This is a genomic window from Fervidobacterium sp. (genome assembly GCA_026419195.1).
Lineage (GTDB): Bacteria > Thermotogota > Thermotogae > Thermotogales > Fervidobacteriaceae > Fervidobacterium.
Map to the genome: position 1 here is coordinate 171,795 of JANZZV010000004.1, position 20,465 is coordinate 192,259.

General features: G+C 36.0%; 22 protein-coding genes. 10 read left to right on the plus strand and 12 right to left on the minus strand.

Going from position 1 to position 20,465, the window contains the following annotated elements:
* Positions 1 to 2: 2 nt before the first annotated feature.
* Genes N2Z58_04390 through N2Z58_04420 form a run of 7 tightly spaced genes read right to left on the minus strand, consistent with a single transcriptional unit; the run spans position 3 to position 5,613 of the window.
* Positions 3 to 701 (minus strand): beta-ketoacyl-ACP reductase, encoded by a 699-nt coding sequence (locus tag N2Z58_04390; GenBank protein MCX7653899.1) that lies wholly within the window; start codon positions 699 to 701, stop codon positions 3 to 5.
* A complete protein-coding gene (locus N2Z58_04395; protein ID MCX7653900.1) occupies positions 688 to 1,218 on the minus strand; it encodes a biotin transporter BioY in 531 nt (176 codons plus the stop codon). Before N2Z58_04395 ends, N2Z58_04390 begins: the two co-directional genes overlap by 14 nt.
* The gene (gene fabD, locus N2Z58_04400) at positions 1,208 to 2,107 is read right to left on the minus strand and encodes an ACP S-malonyltransferase (GenBank protein ID MCX7653901.1); all 900 of its coding nucleotides are present in this window, start codon (positions 2,105 to 2,107) and stop codon (positions 1,208 to 1,210) included. Before fabD ends, N2Z58_04395 begins: the two co-directional genes overlap by 11 nt.
* Complete coding sequence (locus N2Z58_04405) at positions 2,097 to 3,071, minus strand: nitronate monooxygenase (protein ID MCX7653902.1); 975 nt, start codon at positions 3,069 to 3,071, stop codon at positions 2,097 to 2,099. Before N2Z58_04405 ends, fabD begins: the two co-directional genes overlap by 11 nt.
* Positions 3,064 to 3,516, minus strand: coding sequence for a 3-hydroxyacyl-ACP dehydratase FabZ (fabZ, locus tag N2Z58_04410; protein MCX7653903.1), 453 nt, complete (start codon positions 3,514 to 3,516; stop codon positions 3,064 to 3,066). Before fabZ ends, N2Z58_04405 begins: the two co-directional genes overlap by 8 nt.
* Positions 3,517 to 3,526: 10 nt before the next feature.
* On the minus strand, positions 3,527 to 4,765 hold the full coding sequence (fabF, locus tag N2Z58_04415) for a beta-ketoacyl-ACP synthase II (GenBank protein ID MCX7653904.1): 1,239 nt from the start codon (positions 4,763 to 4,765) through the stop codon (positions 3,527 to 3,529).
* On the minus strand, positions 4,765 to 5,613 hold the full coding sequence (locus tag N2Z58_04420) for a DegV family protein (protein ID MCX7653905.1): 849 nt from the start codon (positions 5,611 to 5,613) through the stop codon (positions 4,765 to 4,767). The genes fabF and N2Z58_04420 overlap by 1 nt, the downstream gene beginning before the upstream one ends.
* Positions 5,614 to 5,861: 248 nt before the next feature.
* Here N2Z58_04420 and acpP point away from each other — a divergent pair, with 248 nt between their 5' ends.
* The 7 genes from acpP (at position 5,862) to N2Z58_04455 (ending at position 10,571) form a co-directional block, all read left to right on the plus strand.
* Positions 5,862 to 6,086, plus strand: coding sequence for an acyl carrier protein (acpP, locus tag N2Z58_04425; protein ID MCX7653906.1), 225 nt, complete (start codon positions 5,862 to 5,864; stop codon positions 6,084 to 6,086).
* A gap of 132 nt (positions 6,087 to 6,218) precedes the next feature.
* Positions 6,219 to 6,908 (plus strand): glycerophosphodiester phosphodiesterase family protein, encoded by a 690-nt coding sequence (locus N2Z58_04430; protein ID MCX7653907.1) that lies wholly within the window; start codon positions 6,219 to 6,221, stop codon positions 6,906 to 6,908.
* A gap of 49 nt (positions 6,909 to 6,957) precedes the next feature.
* The gene (locus N2Z58_04435) at positions 6,958 to 7,878 is read left to right on the plus strand and encodes an ABC transporter substrate-binding protein (GenBank protein MCX7653908.1); all 921 of its coding nucleotides are present in this window, start codon (positions 6,958 to 6,960) and stop codon (positions 7,876 to 7,878) included.
* 44 nt (positions 7,879 to 7,922) lie between these two features.
* On the plus strand, positions 7,923 to 8,471 hold the full coding sequence (locus tag N2Z58_04440; GenBank protein MCX7653909.1) for a tetratricopeptide repeat protein: 549 nt from the start codon (positions 7,923 to 7,925) through the stop codon (positions 8,469 to 8,471).
* Positions 8,472 to 8,513: 42 nt separating this feature from the next.
* The gene (folE2, locus tag N2Z58_04445) at positions 8,514 to 9,305 is read left to right on the plus strand and encodes a GTP cyclohydrolase FolE2 (protein MCX7653910.1); all 792 of its coding nucleotides are present in this window, start codon (positions 8,514 to 8,516) and stop codon (positions 9,303 to 9,305) included.
* Positions 9,306 to 9,353: 48 nt separating this feature from the next.
* Entirely contained in the window at positions 9,354 to 9,689 is a 336-nt protein-coding gene (locus tag N2Z58_04450) for a ribosomal L7Ae/L30e/S12e/Gadd45 family protein (GenBank protein ID MCX7653911.1), read from the plus strand.
* Between the two features lie 24 nt (positions 9,690 to 9,713).
* Positions 9,714 to 10,571 carry a GNAT family N-acetyltransferase gene (locus tag N2Z58_04455; protein MCX7653912.1) on the plus strand — a complete coding sequence of 286 codons (858 nt, stop codon included), beginning with the start codon at positions 9,714 to 9,716 and terminating at the stop codon, positions 10,569 to 10,571.
* Between the two features lie 21 nt (positions 10,572 to 10,592).
* Here N2Z58_04455 and N2Z58_04460 read toward each other — a convergent pair whose 3' ends face one another.
* From N2Z58_04460 to N2Z58_04475, 4 genes are all read right to left on the minus strand, one after another.
* On the minus strand, positions 10,593 to 13,028 hold the full coding sequence (locus N2Z58_04460; protein ID MCX7653913.1) for a SpoIID/LytB domain-containing protein: 2,436 nt from the start codon (positions 13,026 to 13,028) through the stop codon (positions 10,593 to 10,595).
* Positions 13,029 to 13,074: 46 nt separating this feature from the next.
* Positions 13,075 to 13,722 (minus strand): hemolysin III family protein, encoded by a 648-nt coding sequence (locus N2Z58_04465; GenBank protein ID MCX7653914.1) that lies wholly within the window; start codon positions 13,720 to 13,722, stop codon positions 13,075 to 13,077.
* 123 nt (positions 13,723 to 13,845) lie between these two features.
* Complete coding sequence (locus N2Z58_04470; protein ID MCX7653915.1) at positions 13,846 to 14,223, minus strand: hypothetical protein; 378 nt, start codon at positions 14,221 to 14,223, stop codon at positions 13,846 to 13,848.
* A 29-nt stretch (positions 14,224 to 14,252) separates the two neighbouring features.
* Positions 14,253 to 15,131 carry a cytochrome B5 gene (locus N2Z58_04475; protein ID MCX7653916.1) on the minus strand — a complete coding sequence of 293 codons (879 nt, stop codon included), beginning with the start codon at positions 15,129 to 15,131 and terminating at the stop codon, positions 14,253 to 14,255.
* Positions 15,132 to 15,411: 280 nt separating this feature from the next.
* On the opposite strand from N2Z58_04475, the gene N2Z58_04480 reads away from it, so the two are divergent.
* The 3 genes from N2Z58_04480 to N2Z58_04490 all read left to right on the plus strand — a co-directional run bounded on the left by N2Z58_04480 (position 15,412) and on the right by N2Z58_04490 (position 18,494).
* Positions 15,412 to 16,635, plus strand: a complete 1,224-nt coding sequence (locus N2Z58_04480) for an ABC transporter substrate-binding protein (protein MCX7653917.1) — start codon at positions 15,412 to 15,414, stop codon at positions 16,633 to 16,635.
* A gap of 144 nt (positions 16,636 to 16,779) precedes the next feature.
* The gene (locus N2Z58_04485) at positions 16,780 to 17,655 is read left to right on the plus strand and encodes a sugar ABC transporter permease (GenBank protein ID MCX7653918.1); all 876 of its coding nucleotides are present in this window, start codon (positions 16,780 to 16,782) and stop codon (positions 17,653 to 17,655) included.
* Positions 17,652 to 18,494 (plus strand): carbohydrate ABC transporter permease, encoded by an 843-nt coding sequence (locus N2Z58_04490; protein ID MCX7653919.1) that lies wholly within the window; start codon positions 17,652 to 17,654, stop codon positions 18,492 to 18,494. Before N2Z58_04485 ends, N2Z58_04490 begins: the two co-directional genes overlap by 4 nt.
* 155 nt (positions 18,495 to 18,649) lie before the next feature.
* On the opposite strand, the gene N2Z58_04495 is transcribed toward N2Z58_04490, so the two are convergent.
* Positions 18,650 to 20,410, minus strand: coding sequence for an NADH-dependent [FeFe] hydrogenase, group A6 (locus tag N2Z58_04495; protein ID MCX7653920.1), 1,761 nt, complete (start codon positions 20,408 to 20,410; stop codon positions 18,650 to 18,652).
* Between the last annotated feature and the right edge of the window lie 55 nt (positions 20,411 to 20,465).

The following is a 20,465-nucleotide window of genomic DNA, read 5'->3' on the forward strand; positions in this document are numbered from 1 at the left end:
GCTTACAATTCCATGCCACCATCAATTACAATCACTTGACCATTAATATAAGTACCGTCTGTTACAAGAAACCTTACAAGTTTTGCAACTTCTTCTGGTTTACCAAATCTGCGCATCGATATCTTTTCTAAAGCCACTTTTTTTACTTCATCCGGTAATTTTTCAGTCATAGGAGTCTCTATAAAACCTGGTGCAACAGCATTCACACGTACATTTTTCCGACCAAATTCCTTTGCCAAAGATTTGGTAAGACCTATTAATCCCGCTTTCGAAGCTGCGTAATTTGCCTGACCTACGTTTCCTTCAATACCTACAACAGAAGATACGTTGATGATATTTCCTTCATTCTTAACAATTTCTCGAATGCAACTTTTTATCATATTAAATGCACCAGTAAGATTTGTATTCAAGACTTCGTCCCAATCCTTATAACTCATCCTGTACAAAATGTTGTCCTTTGTAATACCTGCGTTGTTAATGAGTATGTCAATCCGCCCATATTTTGCGATGACGTTTTCAATAGCATTCTCAACAGCTTCTCTGTTTGTTATATCAACAATATACTCATTTCCTTCGCCAGAAGGTGAGTAGTTGAAACCAACTACCATGCAGCCTTCTTCTGACAATTCCTTAACTATAGCTCTCCCAATTCCTCCAGACGCACCTGTAACTATAGCTACTTTACCCTCAAGTTTCTTCATTTACAATTCCTCCTATTATTTTCTCGCTCTTTTTCCATACATACAGTGCAATGAACATTTTAACAAGATCAATTGGAACAAATGGTAAAACTCCAAGCATAAAAGCTTTTATAAAACTATTTATAGACACACCAAGCCATATCCAACCTAATAGGTAAACAATCAATAAACCAACCATACCTGCCAAAAATTGATTACTTTTTTTCAAAAAACTGATAGCGAAAGCAGATATTGGAAACGCCCAAAGATATCCTGCAGTAGGTCCTACGAGATGTTGTGCACCACCTGAAAAATTTGCAAAGACAGGCAGACCTGCACCACCAAGAGTTAAATAAAGTAACATCGAAATAAGGGCATCATAAGGTTTGAGCATAAACCCTGCTAAGAAAATAAACAACATCTGCAAAGTTATAGGTACATTTCCTATAGGTATAGAAATTTGTGCTCCTATCGCTGTTAATGCAGTAAACATAGGAATGAACACAACACGAAAGATTCTATCCTTTTTATCTTTCATCAAGAACGCCTCCTGTAACAAAGGCTGTAAAGTGTTTTGCGTTAAGCTTTGCTTTCTTAAGCATAGATGTCAAGACATTTTTAGGCCCCACTTCTACAAATTCTTCTACGCCAAGTTCAACAAATCTGTCAATCGATTGTTTCCAGTACACTGGTCCACTGATCTGCTCAAGTATATAATGTTTAATATGCTCAGGATCTGTAACTTCTTTTGCTATACTGTTCATAACTATTGGAAACTTTGGAGTTTTGAATTTTATATGTTCAACTTCCCTTATCATATTTTCTCGAGCTTTGTCAAGGAATGGTGTGTGGAAAGGTCCGGATACTTTTAGCTCTATAGCTCTTAACCCTTGATTAGTTACATCTGCCACAAATTTTTTTACACTCTCAGTTTTTCCGCTAACCACTATTTGATCCGCTGAATTATAGTTAGCTATGTATAATTCATCATAATTACTTAACAACTCTTGTACTCTTTCAGCTGGAACACCAAGTACAGCTGCCATACTACCCTCACCAGGTCTAATAGCTTGCGATATGTACTCTCCTCTTTTTCTCACCAAATATATTCCAGTTTCAAAATCGTAAACACCAGCAACAGCAAGTGCCGTATATTCACCAAGGCTGTGTCCAGCAACAAAATTTGGTAAAATTTTCTTTTGCAATTCAACATAGGCAACATAACTTGCAAGAAAAATAGCAGGTTGCGCGTTTTCTGTAATCTTCAGTATCTCTTCATCCCCGTCCATTATCTCAACAATATCGAAACCAAGTACATCTATAGCTTTTTGTGCGTATTCATCCCATGATGGATATACCGAAAAATCGGTTGCCATGCCGCTGTATTGGGAACCTTGTCCAGGAAAAATAAAAGCCCTATTTGACATACGCATTCACCTCTTTCATTTGCAGTCTTAGCTTACTGTGTTCCTGATTTAAGTTCTCGACTGCCTTAAAGAATTCATTCATAATATCTCTTATAACTTCCTCAACACATTTAATCTCATTTATGAGTCCAACACATTGTCCAGCCATGAATGAACCTTCGTCTATGTTGCCGTCGATAACGGCTTTTCTCAAGCTACCGACTAACAATTCTTCTGCTTCTTGTAAGTTCTTCACTTCAAGTTCACGGATCTTCTTTGCAAACTTTGTTTCAATCACCCTTGCCGGATGACCAAGTGTGGCACCTGTTACAATGGTATCTCTTATTCCTGATTTAATTATCAATCTTTTGAAATTCTCATGTGTATCAGCTTCCAAAGTAGCTATAAACCTTGTCCCCATTTGAATACCTTCTGCGCCCAGAGCAAACATAGCAGCCATTGCTTTACCATCCGCAATTCCGCCAGCTGCTATAACTGGAATACTAACAACTTTACAAACAGCATTTACAAGCACAAGAGTAGTCACTTCGCCTATGTGTCCACCGGATTCCATACCCTCAGCTATGACTGCGTCAGCCCCAATGCGTTCCATCATCTTAGCCATGCTATCTGAAGCTACTACAGGAATAACTTTTATACCGGCCTGCTTTAGCTTTGAAATGTATTTTGATGGATTTCCTGCTCCAAATGTTACGACAGGAACCTGTTTTTTTATCACAACTTCAACAAGTTCGTCTGCAAACGGTGAAACAAGAATTATGTTTACACCAAAAGGTTTATCGGTAAGTGCTTTTGTTTGCTCGATAGCAATTTCAAGATGTTCTGCCTTCATCGGACCAGAGCCTATTATTCCAAGTCCTCCAGCGTTTGAAACTGCGGCAGCTAACTTTGGAGTACCCGCCCATGACATACCACCCATAATTATTGGATACTTTATGTCAAGCATTTTGCACACTCTATTCATCTGAAACACCTGCCAGTTTTTGAAGATTACCTTCTTTCGTACCAACCATCAACTTAGCTTTTGCAACAACCTGACTTTCCACGTAAGCTTTCGCATCGATAATAGCAATTGTTCCTTTTCTCTCTAACACTTTCGCGTGATAAACAAGTTCACATGTTGGTCTGACCTCTTTCTTAAATCTTGCCTCGTCAATACCCAAGAAAAGAGGGATAGGATTATTTTTCAACTTACTTAATAAAAGCACACCGGCACTTTGCGCAAGTCCTTCGATTATGTATACCCCTGGATAGATAGGATAACCTGGAAAATGCCCTTTTAGGACTGGTTCATTAATATCTATATATTTTCTTGCGATAATATAATCTTCTCCCATTTCAATCACTTCATCAACAAGCAATATAGGTTCTCTATGAGGTAAAATTTTCATTATCTCTTCTTTTTTCATAACAACACTTTCATTCATAAAATCCCACCACCAACGAGGCGTTGTGTCCACCAAAACCAAACGAATTCTTTACAAAATTTCTGATTTTAGCCTGAGTAGTAGATCTTGGTATATTGAAGTAATCTGGTCCATCTAAATCTTCGAGGTTTGGCATTCCGTGTACAAAATTACCATTCATCTGAAGAATAGCACCTATAAGCTCCACAACACCAGCGGCGCCAAGTAAATGTCCAATAAGTGTTTTGGTAGAATTTACGTACAGTTTTCTCACGTGATCACCAAAAACATTCTCGATTGCTTTCAATTCAACTTCATCTCCAGCCGGTGTACTGGTGGCATGACAATTTACAAAATCGATATCACTTAGCTCAATTTGCGCATCTTCTAATGCCATCTTCATAGCTTTTGTTGAACCTTTAGCTTCCGGATCTGGTGCGCTAAAATGATATGCATCATCGTTCATGGAGAAACCTTTAATTTCTGCTATAATGTTTGCTCCCCTGGATTTTGCAAATTCTTCAGCCTCGAGAACTATTACGCCTGCACCCTCTCCCATAACAAATCCATCCCTTGCTTTGTCAAATGGTCGAGAAGCCTTCTTAGGCTCTTCGTTCCTTGTAGATAATGCTCTCATAGAAGCAAATCCGGCAATAGGTAACGGAGCGATTGTTGCCTCTGAACCACCTGCTATCACTACATCCGCATATCCATGTCTAATAAGCATGCTACCCAAAATTATTGAATGAATTGACGTAGCACACGCACTCACAGGTGCAAAGTTTGGACCTTTAAGTCCAAACTCCATCGCGACGATCCCACTTGCCATGTTAATTAAGATCATAGGTATTAAAAAAGGGCTAACTCTTTCAGGACCTTTTTCTCTTAACACCTCGTTTTGTTCTGAGAGCGTCAAAAATCCTCCCATGCCAGAAGAAATGACAACTCCTACTCTATCCTCAATACCAACAAAATTCAAGCCGCTCATTTCAACTGCTTGACGAGCTGCTGCAAGCGCAAATTGAGAAAAACGATCTAACCTTTTGGCAAGCTTTTTATCCATATAATCTTCTGGTTTGAAGTCTTTAACCTCTGCAGCGATTCGAACGGGTAGATTTGTAGCATCAAAAGATGATATCTTATCAATCGCTATGTTCGTTTCCCTAAGGTTTTTCTCAAAATCTGATAATGTACATCCAAGCGGTGAAACAACCCCCATTCCGGTAATAACTATCCTTCTTCTTAGTCCCATCAATCCAAATGCACCCCCTTGCCTATGACTAAACCAAATGCCTCTGGTCCCACGTGTGCTGCAATGGCAGAACCTATGTTAGTTAATCCTATTAACTGTTTCTTATAGAACTCTGAAAGTTTCTCCGCATACTTTTTAGTCTCTGGAATTGTATAGGCTCCTATCACTGAATAATCGTTTGAAAGATTTTTTGCTTCCAGGAATTTGTTGATGATATTTTGCATAGTATTTATACCTGCCTCTATGGAACGCGTTGTTCCAAGTGTGTTAACTTCTCCTTCGTTATCGGTTGTCAATATCGGCTTTAAACTGAGCATTTTACCTATCAAAGCTTTTGCTTTGCCTATTCGTCCTCCTCTGTAAAGATAGTCAAGAGTTGGTACCAAGAAAACAAGCAAGGATTCATCTACAAAACGATCTATGTCTCTTTGAGTTAAGACACCAGTTTGCTTGACATGCTCCATAGCTCTTAGCAGTACATATCCTTGCTTTATGCAGGCTGTCTTTGAATCAAATATTTCTACGTTATTAAATTTTAAAGATGATAGCACATTCTTAATCAAATCGTGGGTGTTACTTAGTTTTGCAGAAATTGTAATAATAAAAACTTTCTCGCTCCTAGCTGCACTTTCTTTGATTGTGCTTTCAATAACCTCTGGTTTTGGGAGAGAAGTTGTGGCCAATTCTCCAGCAAGTTCTAAACGGTAAAGCTCATTTGCATCGATTGTAACCTTATCTTCGTATTCTTTTTCTTTCAAAAACACACGCAATGGCAAGACCTTCAACTCAAATGGCAGCTTTACATCGTTTGGCAAATCATAACCTGAATCAGTAATAAAAATGTACACAGAACCACCTCCATATCATGAAAAATTATATCATGTTCAACTTTTTTAGTCAATGCTAAATTTCATAAATATATGATAACTTACTTATTGACAACGAAAGATTTATATGGTAAATTAACTTTGTAAACACAATTAAAAGTGTAAAAATGTATCTATGTAAACTTTTTTACTGAGATAGTTTCACAAAACTGTTGCTATTTAAGGTAACCAAGCACGCATAGAATTTTGTCGTTAAGGGGGTATGGATCATGGAAAAAAGAGTATGCGAAATTATAGCTGAACAACTTGGTATTGATTTGAACGATGTGCAGCCTGACAAAAACCTGATGGAAGACCTTGGAGCTGACTCACTTGACATAGTAGACTTGGTTATGGCATTTGAAGATGAGTTTGGTGTAAAGATAAGTGATCAGGACCTTTCTAAAATCAAAACAGTTCAAGATGTAATTGAAGCTATCAAGCAAAGAAGTTAAGTTTAAATTCAATTTCTTAAAACAAAGACCCCGATACAAAAGAAAGATTGTATCGGGGTTTGTTTTTTTCAAGAAAATTTATGATATAATCTATTTTGAAAACCTAAAATTACTCAAAGGAGATAGATACAGATGAAGCTCTTGGGACATCGCGGCGTACCGGTTCTACTAAAAGAAAATACAATACCTTCCTTACTTAAGGCATTTGAGCTTGGAGCCGATGGAATTGAGACAGATCTTAGAATTACTAAGGATGGTAAAATTGTTTTGATACATGACGAAACTTTGAAAAGTTTCTGTGGTGAGGACATTAGAATCAAGGATCTGGAATTGAGTGATTTGAGGAAATTTTCCTCGGATGGTTTAAAAGTCCCAACATTAGAGGAATTTCTTGAAGTTGTTCCGAAATATAAGTGCCTCAACTTGGAAATAAAAGATTACGAGGCTGGGGAACTGGCAGTTGAACTTTCAAAAGACTACGAAGGAGAGGTAATATACAGCTCATTCAATCACAGACTTATAGACCAGCTCAAACAAATGTATCCAAACTTAAAGTTCGGTTATCTTTTCAGTAAAGAGCATTCAAACATGTCTGAGGAAGAATTTTTTAACTTATTTACTTTCAACACCTACAGTGCACATTTACCTATAATAGCTTATGAGCAAGAACCTGAGATCATTGAGAAAATTGTAGAAAAACTCAAAAATATGGGGATAAAAATAGTCTTTTGGACAGTTAATTCAAAGGAAGCCATAAAATCTATACAACATTGTATAGATTACTTAATTACAGATGATATAAGAATTTTTAGTGGATTTTAATCCATTGTTCAGACCAATTATACCAAAAACCTTTGCTGGGGTGATTTCGGTGAACCGTCTTTTCATAACAGTATTTTTAATGTTTGGAATTGCTATTTTTTGGCACGAGTACTCGTCGAAATATGTCGGGTTCTTGTACAATCCGGCAACTCAGTCAAAGGAATTTTTGCACAACAATCGTAGCGATCTGAACTTTTTAGCTTCTGATTCTACTAAAATGAACGAAGCGTTTAAGTTGTTTTCTTCAAGAGGAGTAAAAATAATACTCGGACCACCAACATCTGCGGAAGGTGAAAATGCACTATCGTTTTTAAAAAGTTTGAATATGGTAGCTGTTTCTGCAACGATTTCTTCTTCGAAATTACTTAGCACTAATTACATATTTTCCTTTACGCCATCAAACAGTCTTATAATCAGTCGTATAAGGGAATTACTCGAAGATCTTGAGACCAAGAATTTATTGCTAATATCAGATCCTAAAAACAGGCAATACAGTGACGAGTTCATGGAACTTTTAAAAACGTTTAAGGGTACGAATGTTTACTACTATAACGAAAATTCATTGAAGAGTTTGAATTTGAAAGATTACGACTCTGTCGTTATGACTATTTTCTCGAGGGATGCAGTCGATTGTGTTAAGATTCTCAAATCTTCAAATCCAACAATAAGGATAATAGGTACCGAAAGTGTTATGTCTGCAGATTACCTAAGTTATGGTGGTAATTCTGTTGAAGGTACTTACTTAGTTTACCCAATGCCTTACCTTGAAAACCCAGAAGTAGAACTGATAAGTGAGGTAGCTGACTTTCTTTCCAAACATAGGTTCTTATCTGCTGATCAGTTCAGGAGATTTTTGAAACACTGTGTGGTGGAGACAAAAACTGGAAGGCATACCTTTTCAAATAACAGTATGAACAGAAAAATAAGGCTCTTCCAGGTTGTAAACGGTAAGTTTGTAGAAAAGGATTGAAAAAGATTTTTGAAAACTCGTTGTATCAAAAAGGGTGACATAGTGTGAAAAAGACAAAGTTTGAAAAGATACTTTTGATATTTACAACCTTATTTGCTTTAATGTTCATCTTTACATACTTTTACAATGTTAATCAGTTTAACCAACTGACAAGACTTAGAAAGGTTGTGAAAGCTTATGAACTGTACTTGCTAGAAAGCAAAGAATTTACCGATTTTGTAAAACAAAATGATTTGAAAGAATTAGATTGGCTTCTTTCAAAAAGATTAATGAGTGAAATAAGATCAAAACTTGACAAAGCGAAGATATCCTACAGAGAAGGAAATTACGCTGAGTCTGCCAGTTTGTTGAGAGAGATAAAAGATTCTGAAAATCCATGGATGGATGAAATTTATTTTTATTTAGGTATGTCTTTGTACAGAATTGGAGAACTTGAAAGCGCCAAATTGTTTTTGTCGTCTTTCTTAGATAATTTTCAATATTCCATCTACAGAAAAGAATCGCTGCTAATTTTGAAAGAAATTTCCAGTGAAGATTTAAAAAAACAAATAGATAAAATATTATCGGAGCAAAATTCAAAAAGCTTGAGATGAACCACTAAACCAACTTTGTTGTTACCTTGGAGGTTATGCAAGATGCTTGTAGATGTTCAAAATCAACTTGACGGAAGGAATATCTATCTCAAAAGAGTAGGAGTCAAGAATTTGAAATACCCAGTAGTTGTGCTTGATAAAACAAACGGTAACCAGCACACCATAGCCACACTGAATATGTTTGTCGATCTTCCTGAAAATTATCGAGGCACACATATGAGTAGGTTCATTGAGGTTTTAAATGAATATCATTTGGAAATAAATCCGAAAAAAATAAGAGAAATATTGAATAGTTTGAAAAAAGTTCTCAACGCTAAAAGAGCTGTTATCGAGCTGGAATTTCCGTATTTTATACTAAAGAAGGCTCCTATAACAAATATTGAAAGCTATCTTGAATATACTTGCGCTTTCGAAGCAGAAATTTACAATGATCATCTTGATTTCTCATCTTCTGTAAGTATTCCAATACATACACTTTGCCCATGTTCAAGAGAAATCAGTAGATACGGTGCACATAATCAACGAGCAGTATGTAAAGTTACATTTAAAAGCAAAGAAATGGTATGGTTTGAGGACATTGTAAACATTGTTGAGGAAAGTGCCAGTGCACCAATATTCACTCTTTTGAAAAGACCTGATGAAAAATATCTAACAGAAAAAGCTTATGACAACCCAAAGTTTGTAGAAGACGTTGCCAGGGACGTTGCTGTAAAGCTTAAAATGCATGATAAAATTGTTTGGTACAAAATAGAGGTTGAAAGCTTTGAATCTATACATGCGCATAACGCTTATGCTTGTGTAACAAGCGATGAAATAAGTTCTCAAAATTTGTAAATGTCCAACTTACCAATCAAAGAGTAACAGCCAAAGAGGTGTGGAAGAGTGATTGATAAGCCTATGATTGACGAACAAAAGCTGAAAAAAATCTTATCCTACCTTGGTTTTGCAGCAAAATCGAATAAAATAGTTTATGGCAAGGACATGTTACGAGATTATATAACTGATCCACGTATTAAAACTAAGGTAATAATTATCGCAACAGATACTGGTCAACGTGTAAAAAAAGACTTAAAAATAAGATGTGAAATTAATAAAGTCAATTTGTTTGAACTGTGTGAAAAGACAGTTCTATCTAAAGCAGTAGGATTAAAACAAGTCGCAGCAATAGGTATCGGCGACGAAAACCTTGCAAAGTCTATAATAGATGCTTTGAAATAAAATGCTTTCTTAGGGGGGAAATTTATGTTTGAAGAAAGAATTGTTACTTTGTCTGAATACTCTTTAATTGATTTTGTAGAGTTAGTGAACAAAATTTTCGCTGACTATGTACTTCCAATAAATTGGAATGTTCTGAATTTTAAAATGGATGCAAGAGAAAATTCTGTATCTTTTGCCGATTCGTTTGTTTTCATTAAGAAAAATGAACCTGTTGGGTTTATACTCAATGCAGTTAGAGGAAAAAGGGCGCGTATAGATGCTATGGGAGTTGTTGAAAGTGAACGTGGAAAAGGATTAGCAGAAAGGATTTTAAAACATACATTTCATCATCTGAAACTCAAAAACGTAGAGCAAATATTCCTTGAAGTTGCAGCTTCCGATGAGAGGGCTGTTAAATTTTACGATAAAAATGGTTTTAGAAAAGTGCGAGAACTTCATACGTTTATACTTGAGAACCCGTATGAGGTAAATATTAACTACTCTCATATAATAACTGATTGCAAGTACGTATACTCAGTATCTCTGAATAACGAATTGCAGCTTCAAAGAAAAGTAAATTGGCAAAGGGAACCAATAACACTTCTTTTAGCAAATGGTAGATATAACTATGTTAGATTTCACACCTCGAATGTGGAAGGTTATCTTGTTTGGGGAAAAAACGAAGATAACAGTGCTTTTATAGTCGATCTTGCTACAAAGTCAGCAAAGATAGAAGACTGGTACACAATATGTCAAATTGCTGTCGATTACATCACAACTCAACTTAATCCGAAACTCATAAGTGTTGTTTGTGTTCCGGAAGATGATATACTTCATAAGGCTTTGACATTTCTAAGTTTCAAACACATCTTCACACAATACGAAATGCAAAGAAAACTCTAAAGCTAATCTGAGTATTTACTTTCAAAAATACTCCAAAATATTCCATAGCTGTGTACCTTCGTAAAAAAACGAAAGTATTTTCGTGTATTCCCAGTTATACTTACGCGCAAAGTTGTTTGCAGCTACTTGGCTCATACCAACACCGTGACCGTATCCACGTCCATAAAGGATTATCTGAGCCTTTCCATCAGTATTTTTTGTTAATTCTGTTGTAAATACCATACTTGGTAAAGATGTTAAATCGTTACGGGTTGAATTGTTGAAAAGTTGTATAGCCTTATTTGCAGGTGAAAATAACCTTTTTACATCGTCTTTGAATATCGTTATTTCTTTATCATCAAACTCTATTTTAACTTCAAGTACAATTCCACCAGCTCCACGTTTAGAAACATACAATTTTTGAATAGGTAGGTATTCATTCTGTTGAGAGTTTGTTGATGTTGTTTCTGTTGTTACAAAGGATGATTCTGTTAAACTCAAGACAGAAGCTTCTGTTGTTACGTTTGTGGCTTTTGTATCGTTTTGAGAGTTTGACTCATTGTTATTTTTAACTGATATTTTTGGTATAACCACGGGATTTTTCAGAAGATTAATTCTTTGAACAATTTCATCAACAGAATAAACAACCTTCCACCCGAAAAATGCACTACTTACTTCAACAAAACCCATACTCTCCAAAACATCTTTATCCCAGATTTTCAAAAAGTTATCAATTCCCCCCTCAGACTTTATCAATTCAAGGACATTGTCAAACACAGAAATTGGTTTAGATTTGAGGTATCTTAGCCTCATATTAAAAACATCACCAGGATCAAGTGTGAATCCACCAGAGACAGCATAATAAAACGTCGCAACCGGTTTACCGTTGAACATTAAAATCTGTCCTGCCGTTTCTTTAACTGCGCGAATGGCGTTTTCCGAAGTTTTTTGAGTATTGTACACCTGGAAATTAATACTGTCGTCTAAATTGGCGCCCAGTGAATAGTATCTCCTGTCTGAAAGTATCTTCTCAACAGCGTAAGTTCTCGCAGCAATTGCCTGCGCTTTTAACGCTTCAATGTGATAGAATGACGGCATTTCCCCGGAAACAACTGAACAAAGGTATTCCTCGATAAATATATCGTTGATAACAGCAAATCCTTTAGCACTCACATAGACAACTTCGATTGAACCTTTGTATTTGTTGTTTCGGCCCTTTATAATAAAGCTTGCACTTTCAGAAGTTGGTTTAAAATATAACCTTGTATCCTTTGAAAAAGGACCTAAGGTATTCTCATAATTATCGGTCCTGATTGTTATAAAAATGGAATTGTTTGCTTCGTAAACATCACAAAAACCCTTCTTAAGTTCACTATCGAAGACCTGATTATAAAAAGGAAAATCTTGACCAGAAACAAATATTTTGAAACCTGCGTCAAATTCAAGTCTGACACTTTCGAATAAATACGATATCATGCCACCTACCGAGTTCATCTTTGAACTGATTAATATTCTTACAAAAGCAGGAAATTTCTCCTGAAATTTTATCTTGTAGACCTTACCATTACTGAACCATGTGTAAACATTCCTTAGTCCAGGATATATCATCGAAGACCAATCAGCAACTATCTTATCGTTTATCTCAACACTACGGTCCAGTGGTATTACCCCTTCTTTCTCAAAGTGCAACAAACCTTTTGAAGTATCAGCAGCAACAACCTTACTAAATAATCCTCTATTTTTTAAAATAGAGAAATCGTTATCAACTTTTGTAATTAACAATCCAGATAAAACATTCGCAAACACATCGAACTTTTCTGTGCACAATATTGTTTCTTCTTTTCCCGAATCATTTTTTGTGTCGCTTATATGACTAATTTCTGTAGGAGTAACTTCTTGAGATATTTTTATTTTTACAACACTTACCTCCCACGTACCTGGTGGCAATAGAAGATATAAAGGTTCGACAGGCAGTTTCAAGTTCAAGGAATATTGGTAATTATAGGTAAGATTATTAAAGTATACTATCAAATTCTCTTCGTTGGTTAGTGAAAAACCCTTATCAAATCCATCAAATGTGATCAAAACATTTCCAAACACTTTTGAAAGTTTAACTTCTACCTTCTTTTTATCCGTTATATCTTCAACTCCTAGTACGGTTTCACCTTTCAAAACTAAAAATCCTTTTAAGTATGCCTCACAAACCAGTTTCAAGACTTTCGACGGTTGTCCGTTGTAATTAAAAATGAACACAGGGTTGTAAGATTCAAGTTTTGAAACTAATTTTCCATCCGAAAACACACTGACAACATAACGAATATCTTTTAAGTTTTCTTGACTAAAATTATACTCGTTTTCGAAGTTTAGAAACACTTCGAAAGAATACTCGGTCTTAAATTCTTCTTGAGGAGATGAAAATATACTAGAAGATAAAACGATAATGACTAAAGTACTAAAAAGAAAAGAAGATAATCTCATACCTTCCCTCCTAATGCTAAACTAATTTTTCTTATCCTAAAAGCAACTAATTTACAATGCTAAAGACAGCAAAAAAATGCAAAATACTTCCAAACAAGACAAATAAATGCCATATCATATGTCCGTATCTCAATCTCCTGAATATGTAAAAAATAGTGCCAAGGGTATAAGAAAGACCACCAAATACAAGCAGCCAAATTGTCAACTTGCTGACTGAATTTACAAGAGGTTTGAAGGCAAACACAATGAACCAACCGAGGGCTATATATACAATTGTTGAAAGAATCATAAACTTCTTAACAAAAAAAACTTTCAGAACAACTCCAACAATCGAAAGCGCCCATACTATAGTGAAAATTATCCATCCAATCCTACCTTTCAGAGGAATCAACGTAAAAGGAGTATAAGTGCCAGCAATCAATAAGTATATCGCTGAATGATCGATAATTTCCAAAACCTTTTTAGCGGCTTTGTGCTGGATGGAATGGTACAGTGTCGATGCCAAATACATAATAATTAAAGATGCACCATAGATCGCAAACGAAGTTATTTTCAAAGGATCTTTACTAAGTCCACCGAAAACAATCAAAACAACCAAACCAGCTATACCTAAAATCGCACCTATTCCATGTGTCACTGAATTGGCAATCTCTTCGCCTATGCTGTAGCTTTCGTTGTTCTCAAAATCTCTCATAAAAAGCCTCCCATTGTTTACACAAATTTGTCAAAACTGAAAACAAATCATATACAGATTATACCTTATCATCTACCCAATGTCAAAAAACTCTCCCTCCTTTCTTAGGAGGGAGAGTTTTCACTAAAATATCCAGGGGAAAAAATAATGGACAAAAAACAAAATTATCAAAACAAAGCCTAAGATACGATGCCCAAAAACCCATTTTTTGCCTATTTTTCCTTTTAATAGGAACCCAAGAAAGGATAAGAATATTCCAAACCATAAAATCCAACCTGTGTGTAGTTTTAAAGCTCGAAGCATAAATATTCCATGTGTTAAACTAATTATAAGTAGTGTAACTCCGGTGTAGATATGAGAATTCTTAAGGAATTGTAAAATAGGAACAATGAAATTTGGCTTTTTTGGCAGATATTTATATAACCTTCTTAACACAAAAAGTGAAATTTGGTAAAACAACAAAATCGCACTCAAATTTCCAAGCAGTCTAAAAAACTCCATAAGGTCACCCCATTCATTTACTGCTTCCGTCATTTAAACCTATAACCAACCAAAAGCCATTCCTTTCGAACTTCCCCGACAAACACTTTTCCTGGCTGAACACCTTGTGAGTTTCTTGATATATCGTAAACCTTATCACCAACAGAAACGAACGGTTTATTGTCTTTACCATCAAATTTTGAGACGTTCTTTTCATCAAAAACCAAAAGGCCTATAGGGAATAATTTATTCAATAGCTGAACGTGACCTTCAAGAGAGAGTATCTCTTTTGTTAAATCCACTCCCATAGGATGACCGTAATGTTCACCACCTGCAAATTTTTTCGAATACGTGGCATCGTAAACCACACCATAAACCGACAGATAAATCTTCTTTGTACTCTTGCCATCAAACTTAATTAACTCATCAGGACTAAAAACAAGAACTCCGTAACTTGGAAAACTCCTTATCCTTGAAACACCATGAGGCGAAAGCTTTAAAATATCGTACGTTAAATCCTGACCAGCAACATGTTGATTTTTATGCATGCCATTTGCCCATGATCGTGAGTTTGACAGATTATACACAATACCGTTTACAGAAACCATAACAGGAGCATTTTTACCGTTCATTTTCGACAACTCACTAAATGTTACACATAAAAAACCAACTACCTTGTCTTTTGTTAATAACTTAGAATCAACCTCCGACAAATTCACGTGTTTCTTCAGATTGACGTTTCCAAGGTTATATACAACTCCCTCAACAGAAATCCACCCAGAGGTTCTCTCGAGAGTAGCTGTTGAGATTAAAGGATACTCTCCTGAATACTTACCAAGTTGAAAAAACGAATCCAAGTGCCCTGAGTACAACAAAGTGTAAAAGGCAATTGCACAGATTAAAACAAAAAGCCTCAACTTACCTCCCATATGAATCACCTCCATTACTCTAATTTATTATACCATATTTATCTCAAAAACGCATCAAATATTGGAATTAGTACAGTTTAAAATAAAAGAAGATAAAAAAAAGTAAGCAAGAGATTTTGAAAGAATTCTTTGTATATCTTCAATAAAAATGATTAAATCAATCCAAAGTACTGTAAATTGTTCTCGGATTCCTTTTGCTAATTTGATAAAATATCTTTGTAGATTTTCGGTTACGTTACCGGTAACGATATTCTTCATCTTGAAAAGGGAGGGGTATAGTATGAAAAGGGCACTTCTGGTGGTTTTGATGATTTTGGTGGCTGCTTTTACGTTTGCCAAAGAGAAGATAGTCATCAACAGTTACATGAGTGATCCAGCACCACGAAAAACATTCGCCGAACTTGTAAAAATGTTTGAAGCAAAGTATCCGAACTACGAAGTAGTTGTAAATACATTTGCACACGAAGACTTTAAGACTCTTTTGAGAACGTGGCTTGCTGCTTCAGAGGGTCCAGACGTAGTGACATGGTTTGCTGGTGAAAGGATGAGGTATTTTGCTGAAAAGGGTTTAATTGCTCCAGTATCAGACATCTTTGCAGGCAAGAAGTTCACCGACTTTTTCCCAGGCTCATTCGAAAGCACATGTTCTTACAAAGGAAAAGTGTACTTTGTCCCACAGAGTTGGTACTGGTGGGGTGTTTACTACAGAAAGTCTGTCTTCCAAAAGTACGGACTTAAGGAGCCAAAGACATGGGACGAATTTTTAAGTGTTTGCGAAACGTTAAAAAAGAATGGTATTACTCCAATAACAATCGGTACAAAATTTCCGTGGACAGCAGCAGGATGGTTTGACATCTTGAATTTAAGAATCAACGGTCTTGATTTTCATATTAAACTGACAGCTGGTGAAATTCCTTATAATGATGCAAGAGTATTAAAAGTATTTAATTATTGGAAACAACTTATTGACAGAGGTTATTTGCTGCCCAACCACACTTCTTACGAATGGCAGGAGGCTGCTCAATTTCTTTTCAGAGGAGAAGCCGGAATGTACTACATGGGACAATTTATAAAAGACGTTGCTCCTGAAAATGTCAAAAATGATCTTGATTTCTTCAGATTTCCAATTATCGATTCTAAGGTACCATTGTATGAAGAAACCCCAATTGATGGATTTATGATGCCTGCAAATGCAAAAAATAAGAAAGGTGCTATAGAATTCCTCAAATTTATTGCTTCTGAAGAAGCACAAAGGAAATTTGCTACTGATCTTGGTAGACTTGCTGCGCATGTAAAGGTTACACCACCAGATGAACATGCAAAGAAAGGCTTTAACATGATACTACAAACAGCAGGAGTATCTCAATTCTATGATAGAGATACAAATCCAGAAATGGCTGAAGTTGGTATGAATGGTATGATCCAGTTCCTTACAAAGCCATCTGATATTAACAAAATACTCAGTAATCTCGAAGCCTCAAGAAAGAAGATCTACGGTAAATAATATTTATTTACTGCGCCCAGGGGTCGCCCCTGGGTTTTATTAATACAACGCACATAGTGTGTGACTTTTGTAGTTAGATTTATGAGCCTATTTCTACATTATGTGCAATATTCGATGTTTTTGATACTAATAGGAGGTTTTCTCATGAAAAGAAGATGGTGGGTTCCTTACGCCTTTTTAATCATTCCTCTTACTTTTTATTTGATATGGGTTATAATACCGATTTTTAGAACATTTTTGTACAGCTTCACAGATTGGGATAGTATCTCCCCAAGTTATAGATTCATTGGTTTTCAGAATTATGTAGAACTTTTCAAAGATTATTATTTTCTACTCTCTTTAAAGAATAACTTCTACTGGATGGTAGGATTTGTTTTGATTTCCATCCCTCTTGGTTTGGGTTTTGCTATGCTGATGGATCAAAAATATCCTGGTCACAAATTGTATAAATCACTTGTTTATTTACCAATGACCTTGTCATTTGTTGTTATTGGTCAAATATGGTCCTGGATTCTTGAACCACGAAATGGTGCACTTAACACGTTTTTGAGATTCATTGGACTTGAAGAGCTGACTAAACCGTGGTTAAGTGATCCAAACATAGTAACATTTTCTTTAATAGCTGCCGCTTTGTGGCGACAAGTTGCTTATGCGATGATATTATTTTTAGCTGGTTTACAAGGTGTGTCAAAAGAACACGTGGAAGCTGCCTACGTGGATGGTGCTAATGCTCTTCAAAGGTTTTGGTATGTCATATTACCAGAGCTTAGACCAGCAACCGTGATAGCTATAACTGTGAATATAATAGACTCACTGAGGGCTTTCGATATAGTGTTTGTCATGACACGTGGCGGACCGTTTTATTCATCAAGTGTCATGGCAAACTATATGTACGTTCAGGCGTTTCATAATTACAAAATGGGCTATGGTTCAGCTATAGCAGTCATACAATTTCTTATAACACTCATTTTCATAATCGCTTACCTTATGAATGTACTTAAGAGGGAGGAAAGAGAATGAGTAAATACCAACTTAGCATCTTGAAAAAGATGAATTTCTACGTTCTGTCAACCATAGTTGTTATATTATGGATGACTCCTTTTTTAATTACTTTTTTCACAGCCTTTAAAAGTATGGATGAAATATTCATGAACCCAAATGTGTGGACTCCACCCTCGAAATGGAATTTTGAAAATTTCAAAATAGCTTGGTATGAAAGTAGAATGTCACGATATTTTGTGAATACACTTATTGTTGCTGGAATGTCAACAGCTGGCGCTTTGTTCTTGTCAAGTTTAAGTGCCTTTGCTCTCTCATGGTATGATTTCAAATTAAAAAGATTTTTGATAATACTCTTTGTAACAGGAATGCTTATACCATTCCAAATGCTTTTAATCCCAGTGTACAGTTTCTCAATCAAAGTGGGGCTGTATGACAAGCTCATTGGTGTAATTCTCTTTCATATAGCTTTCCAGATTGGTTTTTGCACATTCTTTTTAAGAAATTTCATGATAACAATTCCCGTAAGCCTCTTTGAAGCAGCAAAGATAGACGGAGCAAATGATTTTACAATCTATTGGAAGATAATACTTCCCTTACTTAAACCTGCCATTGCTGCACTTGGAATACTTGAATTTACTTGGATTTGGAACGATTACCTTTGGTCTTTGATTCTGCTACAAAACGACGTTAAGAAAACAGTTACCATAGGTTTGACATCCTTACAAGGTCAGTGGATTAGCAGCTGGAATATTATAGCTGCAGGGTCTATAATAGCAGCGGTAGTACCAATAATTGTATTTGTAATATTCCAAAGATACTTTATACAAGGATTAACTATGGGAAGTGTTAAAGGATAGTTATTTTGTTTAAACTTATTTGGCTCTCGGTATTACCGTATCCTTTCTATCTTTTAGAATGATTTATGAATGAAATGTTCCAAAAACAAAGAAGTTTTAGTTACCTTGTTTCAGCTAAATAAAACGGTGGGATATCCCACCGTTTTATCTTCATATTAATTTACTTTCTCTTCTTGTTTCTTTGCCTTTCTTGCAGCTTTCGATCTGTTTGTGTAGTGCGTGTGCAGCAAATGGTGAGCTTTGTGGCTGTTTGGTTTTTCCAAGAATTCTTCGTAAAGTTTTATTATATCTGGATTTTCATGTGATCTTCTCAGAACACTCATTTCGTCTATGCTATAGATAGCTGAAGCGCGTTTTTTGAGAATATCGGCATCAAGATTCTTTGGCTGTCCGCCACCACCTATACAACCACCGTAACATGCCATTATCTCGACAAAGTCGTAATACCTTTTTCCCTCTTTCATCTCAGCAAGTAATTTTTTGACATTTGCCATACCGTGCGCTATTGCTACTTTTATCTTCTTACCTTTTAGATTAATCTCTGCTTCCCTAACTCCGTCAAGTCCTCTAACAGAATCAAAGACAAGCTTTGGTAGTCTTTCACCTGTGACTACTTCGTATGCCGTTCTAAGCGCTGCTTCCATAACACCACCTGTAACACCAAATAATGCTGCTGCACCTGTTGATGTTCCAAGTGGATTATCGTAATGCTCTTCCGGTAAATTCACAAATGGAATCCCCTTGAGCTTTATTAATTTTCCAAGTTCTCTCGTTGTAATTACATAATCGGTTACTTTAATACCGTCAACAAGCTGTTGAGGTCTTGTAATTTCGTCTTTCTTAGCTGTACATGGCATTACTGAAACCATTATTATATCCTCTGGTTTCACTCCAATCTTTTCGGCAAAATAAGTCTTTACAACGCTGCTCATCATTTGTTGAGGTGATTTTGCTGTGGAAAGGTGCTCTTTCAATTCGGGCCATTCTTTTTCCATCTCATTTACCCAGCCAGGGCAACAAGAAGTAAACATTGGGAACTTCCCACCATTTTGCAATCTATGGATAAGTTCGTAACCTTCTTCCATAATGGTAAGATCAGCCGCGAAGTTTGTGTCAAATACGTAATCAAAACCTAATCTTCTCAGAGCAGCAACCATTTTTCCGGTACTAATTGTTCCTGGTTCCATACCCAACTCTTCGCCTATTGCTACACGTACAGAAGGTGCAGTTTGTGCCACGTAAATTTTTCCAGGTTGTTTGTTGTTAAGCATCTTGAGTACCTTTTTCCAATCTGGTGTTTCATATATTGCGCCAACGGGACATAAATAAGCACACTGACCACAACTTATACAATTTGTTTCATAAACGGGAATACCAAATTCGGTTTCTGGTAAAGATTCATAACCTCTATCCACCATTGAATATATATTCATTCCTTGTATTTCACTACACACCCTCACACATCTTTGACATTTTATGCATTTTGAAAGGTCCCTATTTATCGATGGACTACTGACATCAACTTCTTTTTCAAGAGCGACATTCACACCAAAAATGGGCTCAATATCGTACGTGTGCACTAACTTTTGGAGTTCACATCTACCATCAGCTTCACAGTACATACATTCATGTGGATGGTTTGCCATAATTAAAGAAAGATTGAACTTTACTGCTTTTTCAACTCTTTCTGTATTTGTTCTAATCTTCATACCATCTGAAACCTTCGTTGTACAAGCAGGCTGAAGTGTTCTTGCTCCTTCAATTTCTACAACGCATATTCTACATGCACCAATTGGTTCAAGCTCCGGATGATGACAGAGTGTTGGAATTTTGTAGCCAAGCTCCCAAGCTACTTCAAGAACAGTTTTATTTTCTTGAACTTCGTAAGGTTTGTCGTTGATGTAAACAGTTACCATCGGCCACCCACCTCCATATTGTAATCCACAAAGTGCGTCCAGTGAAATTCTACCA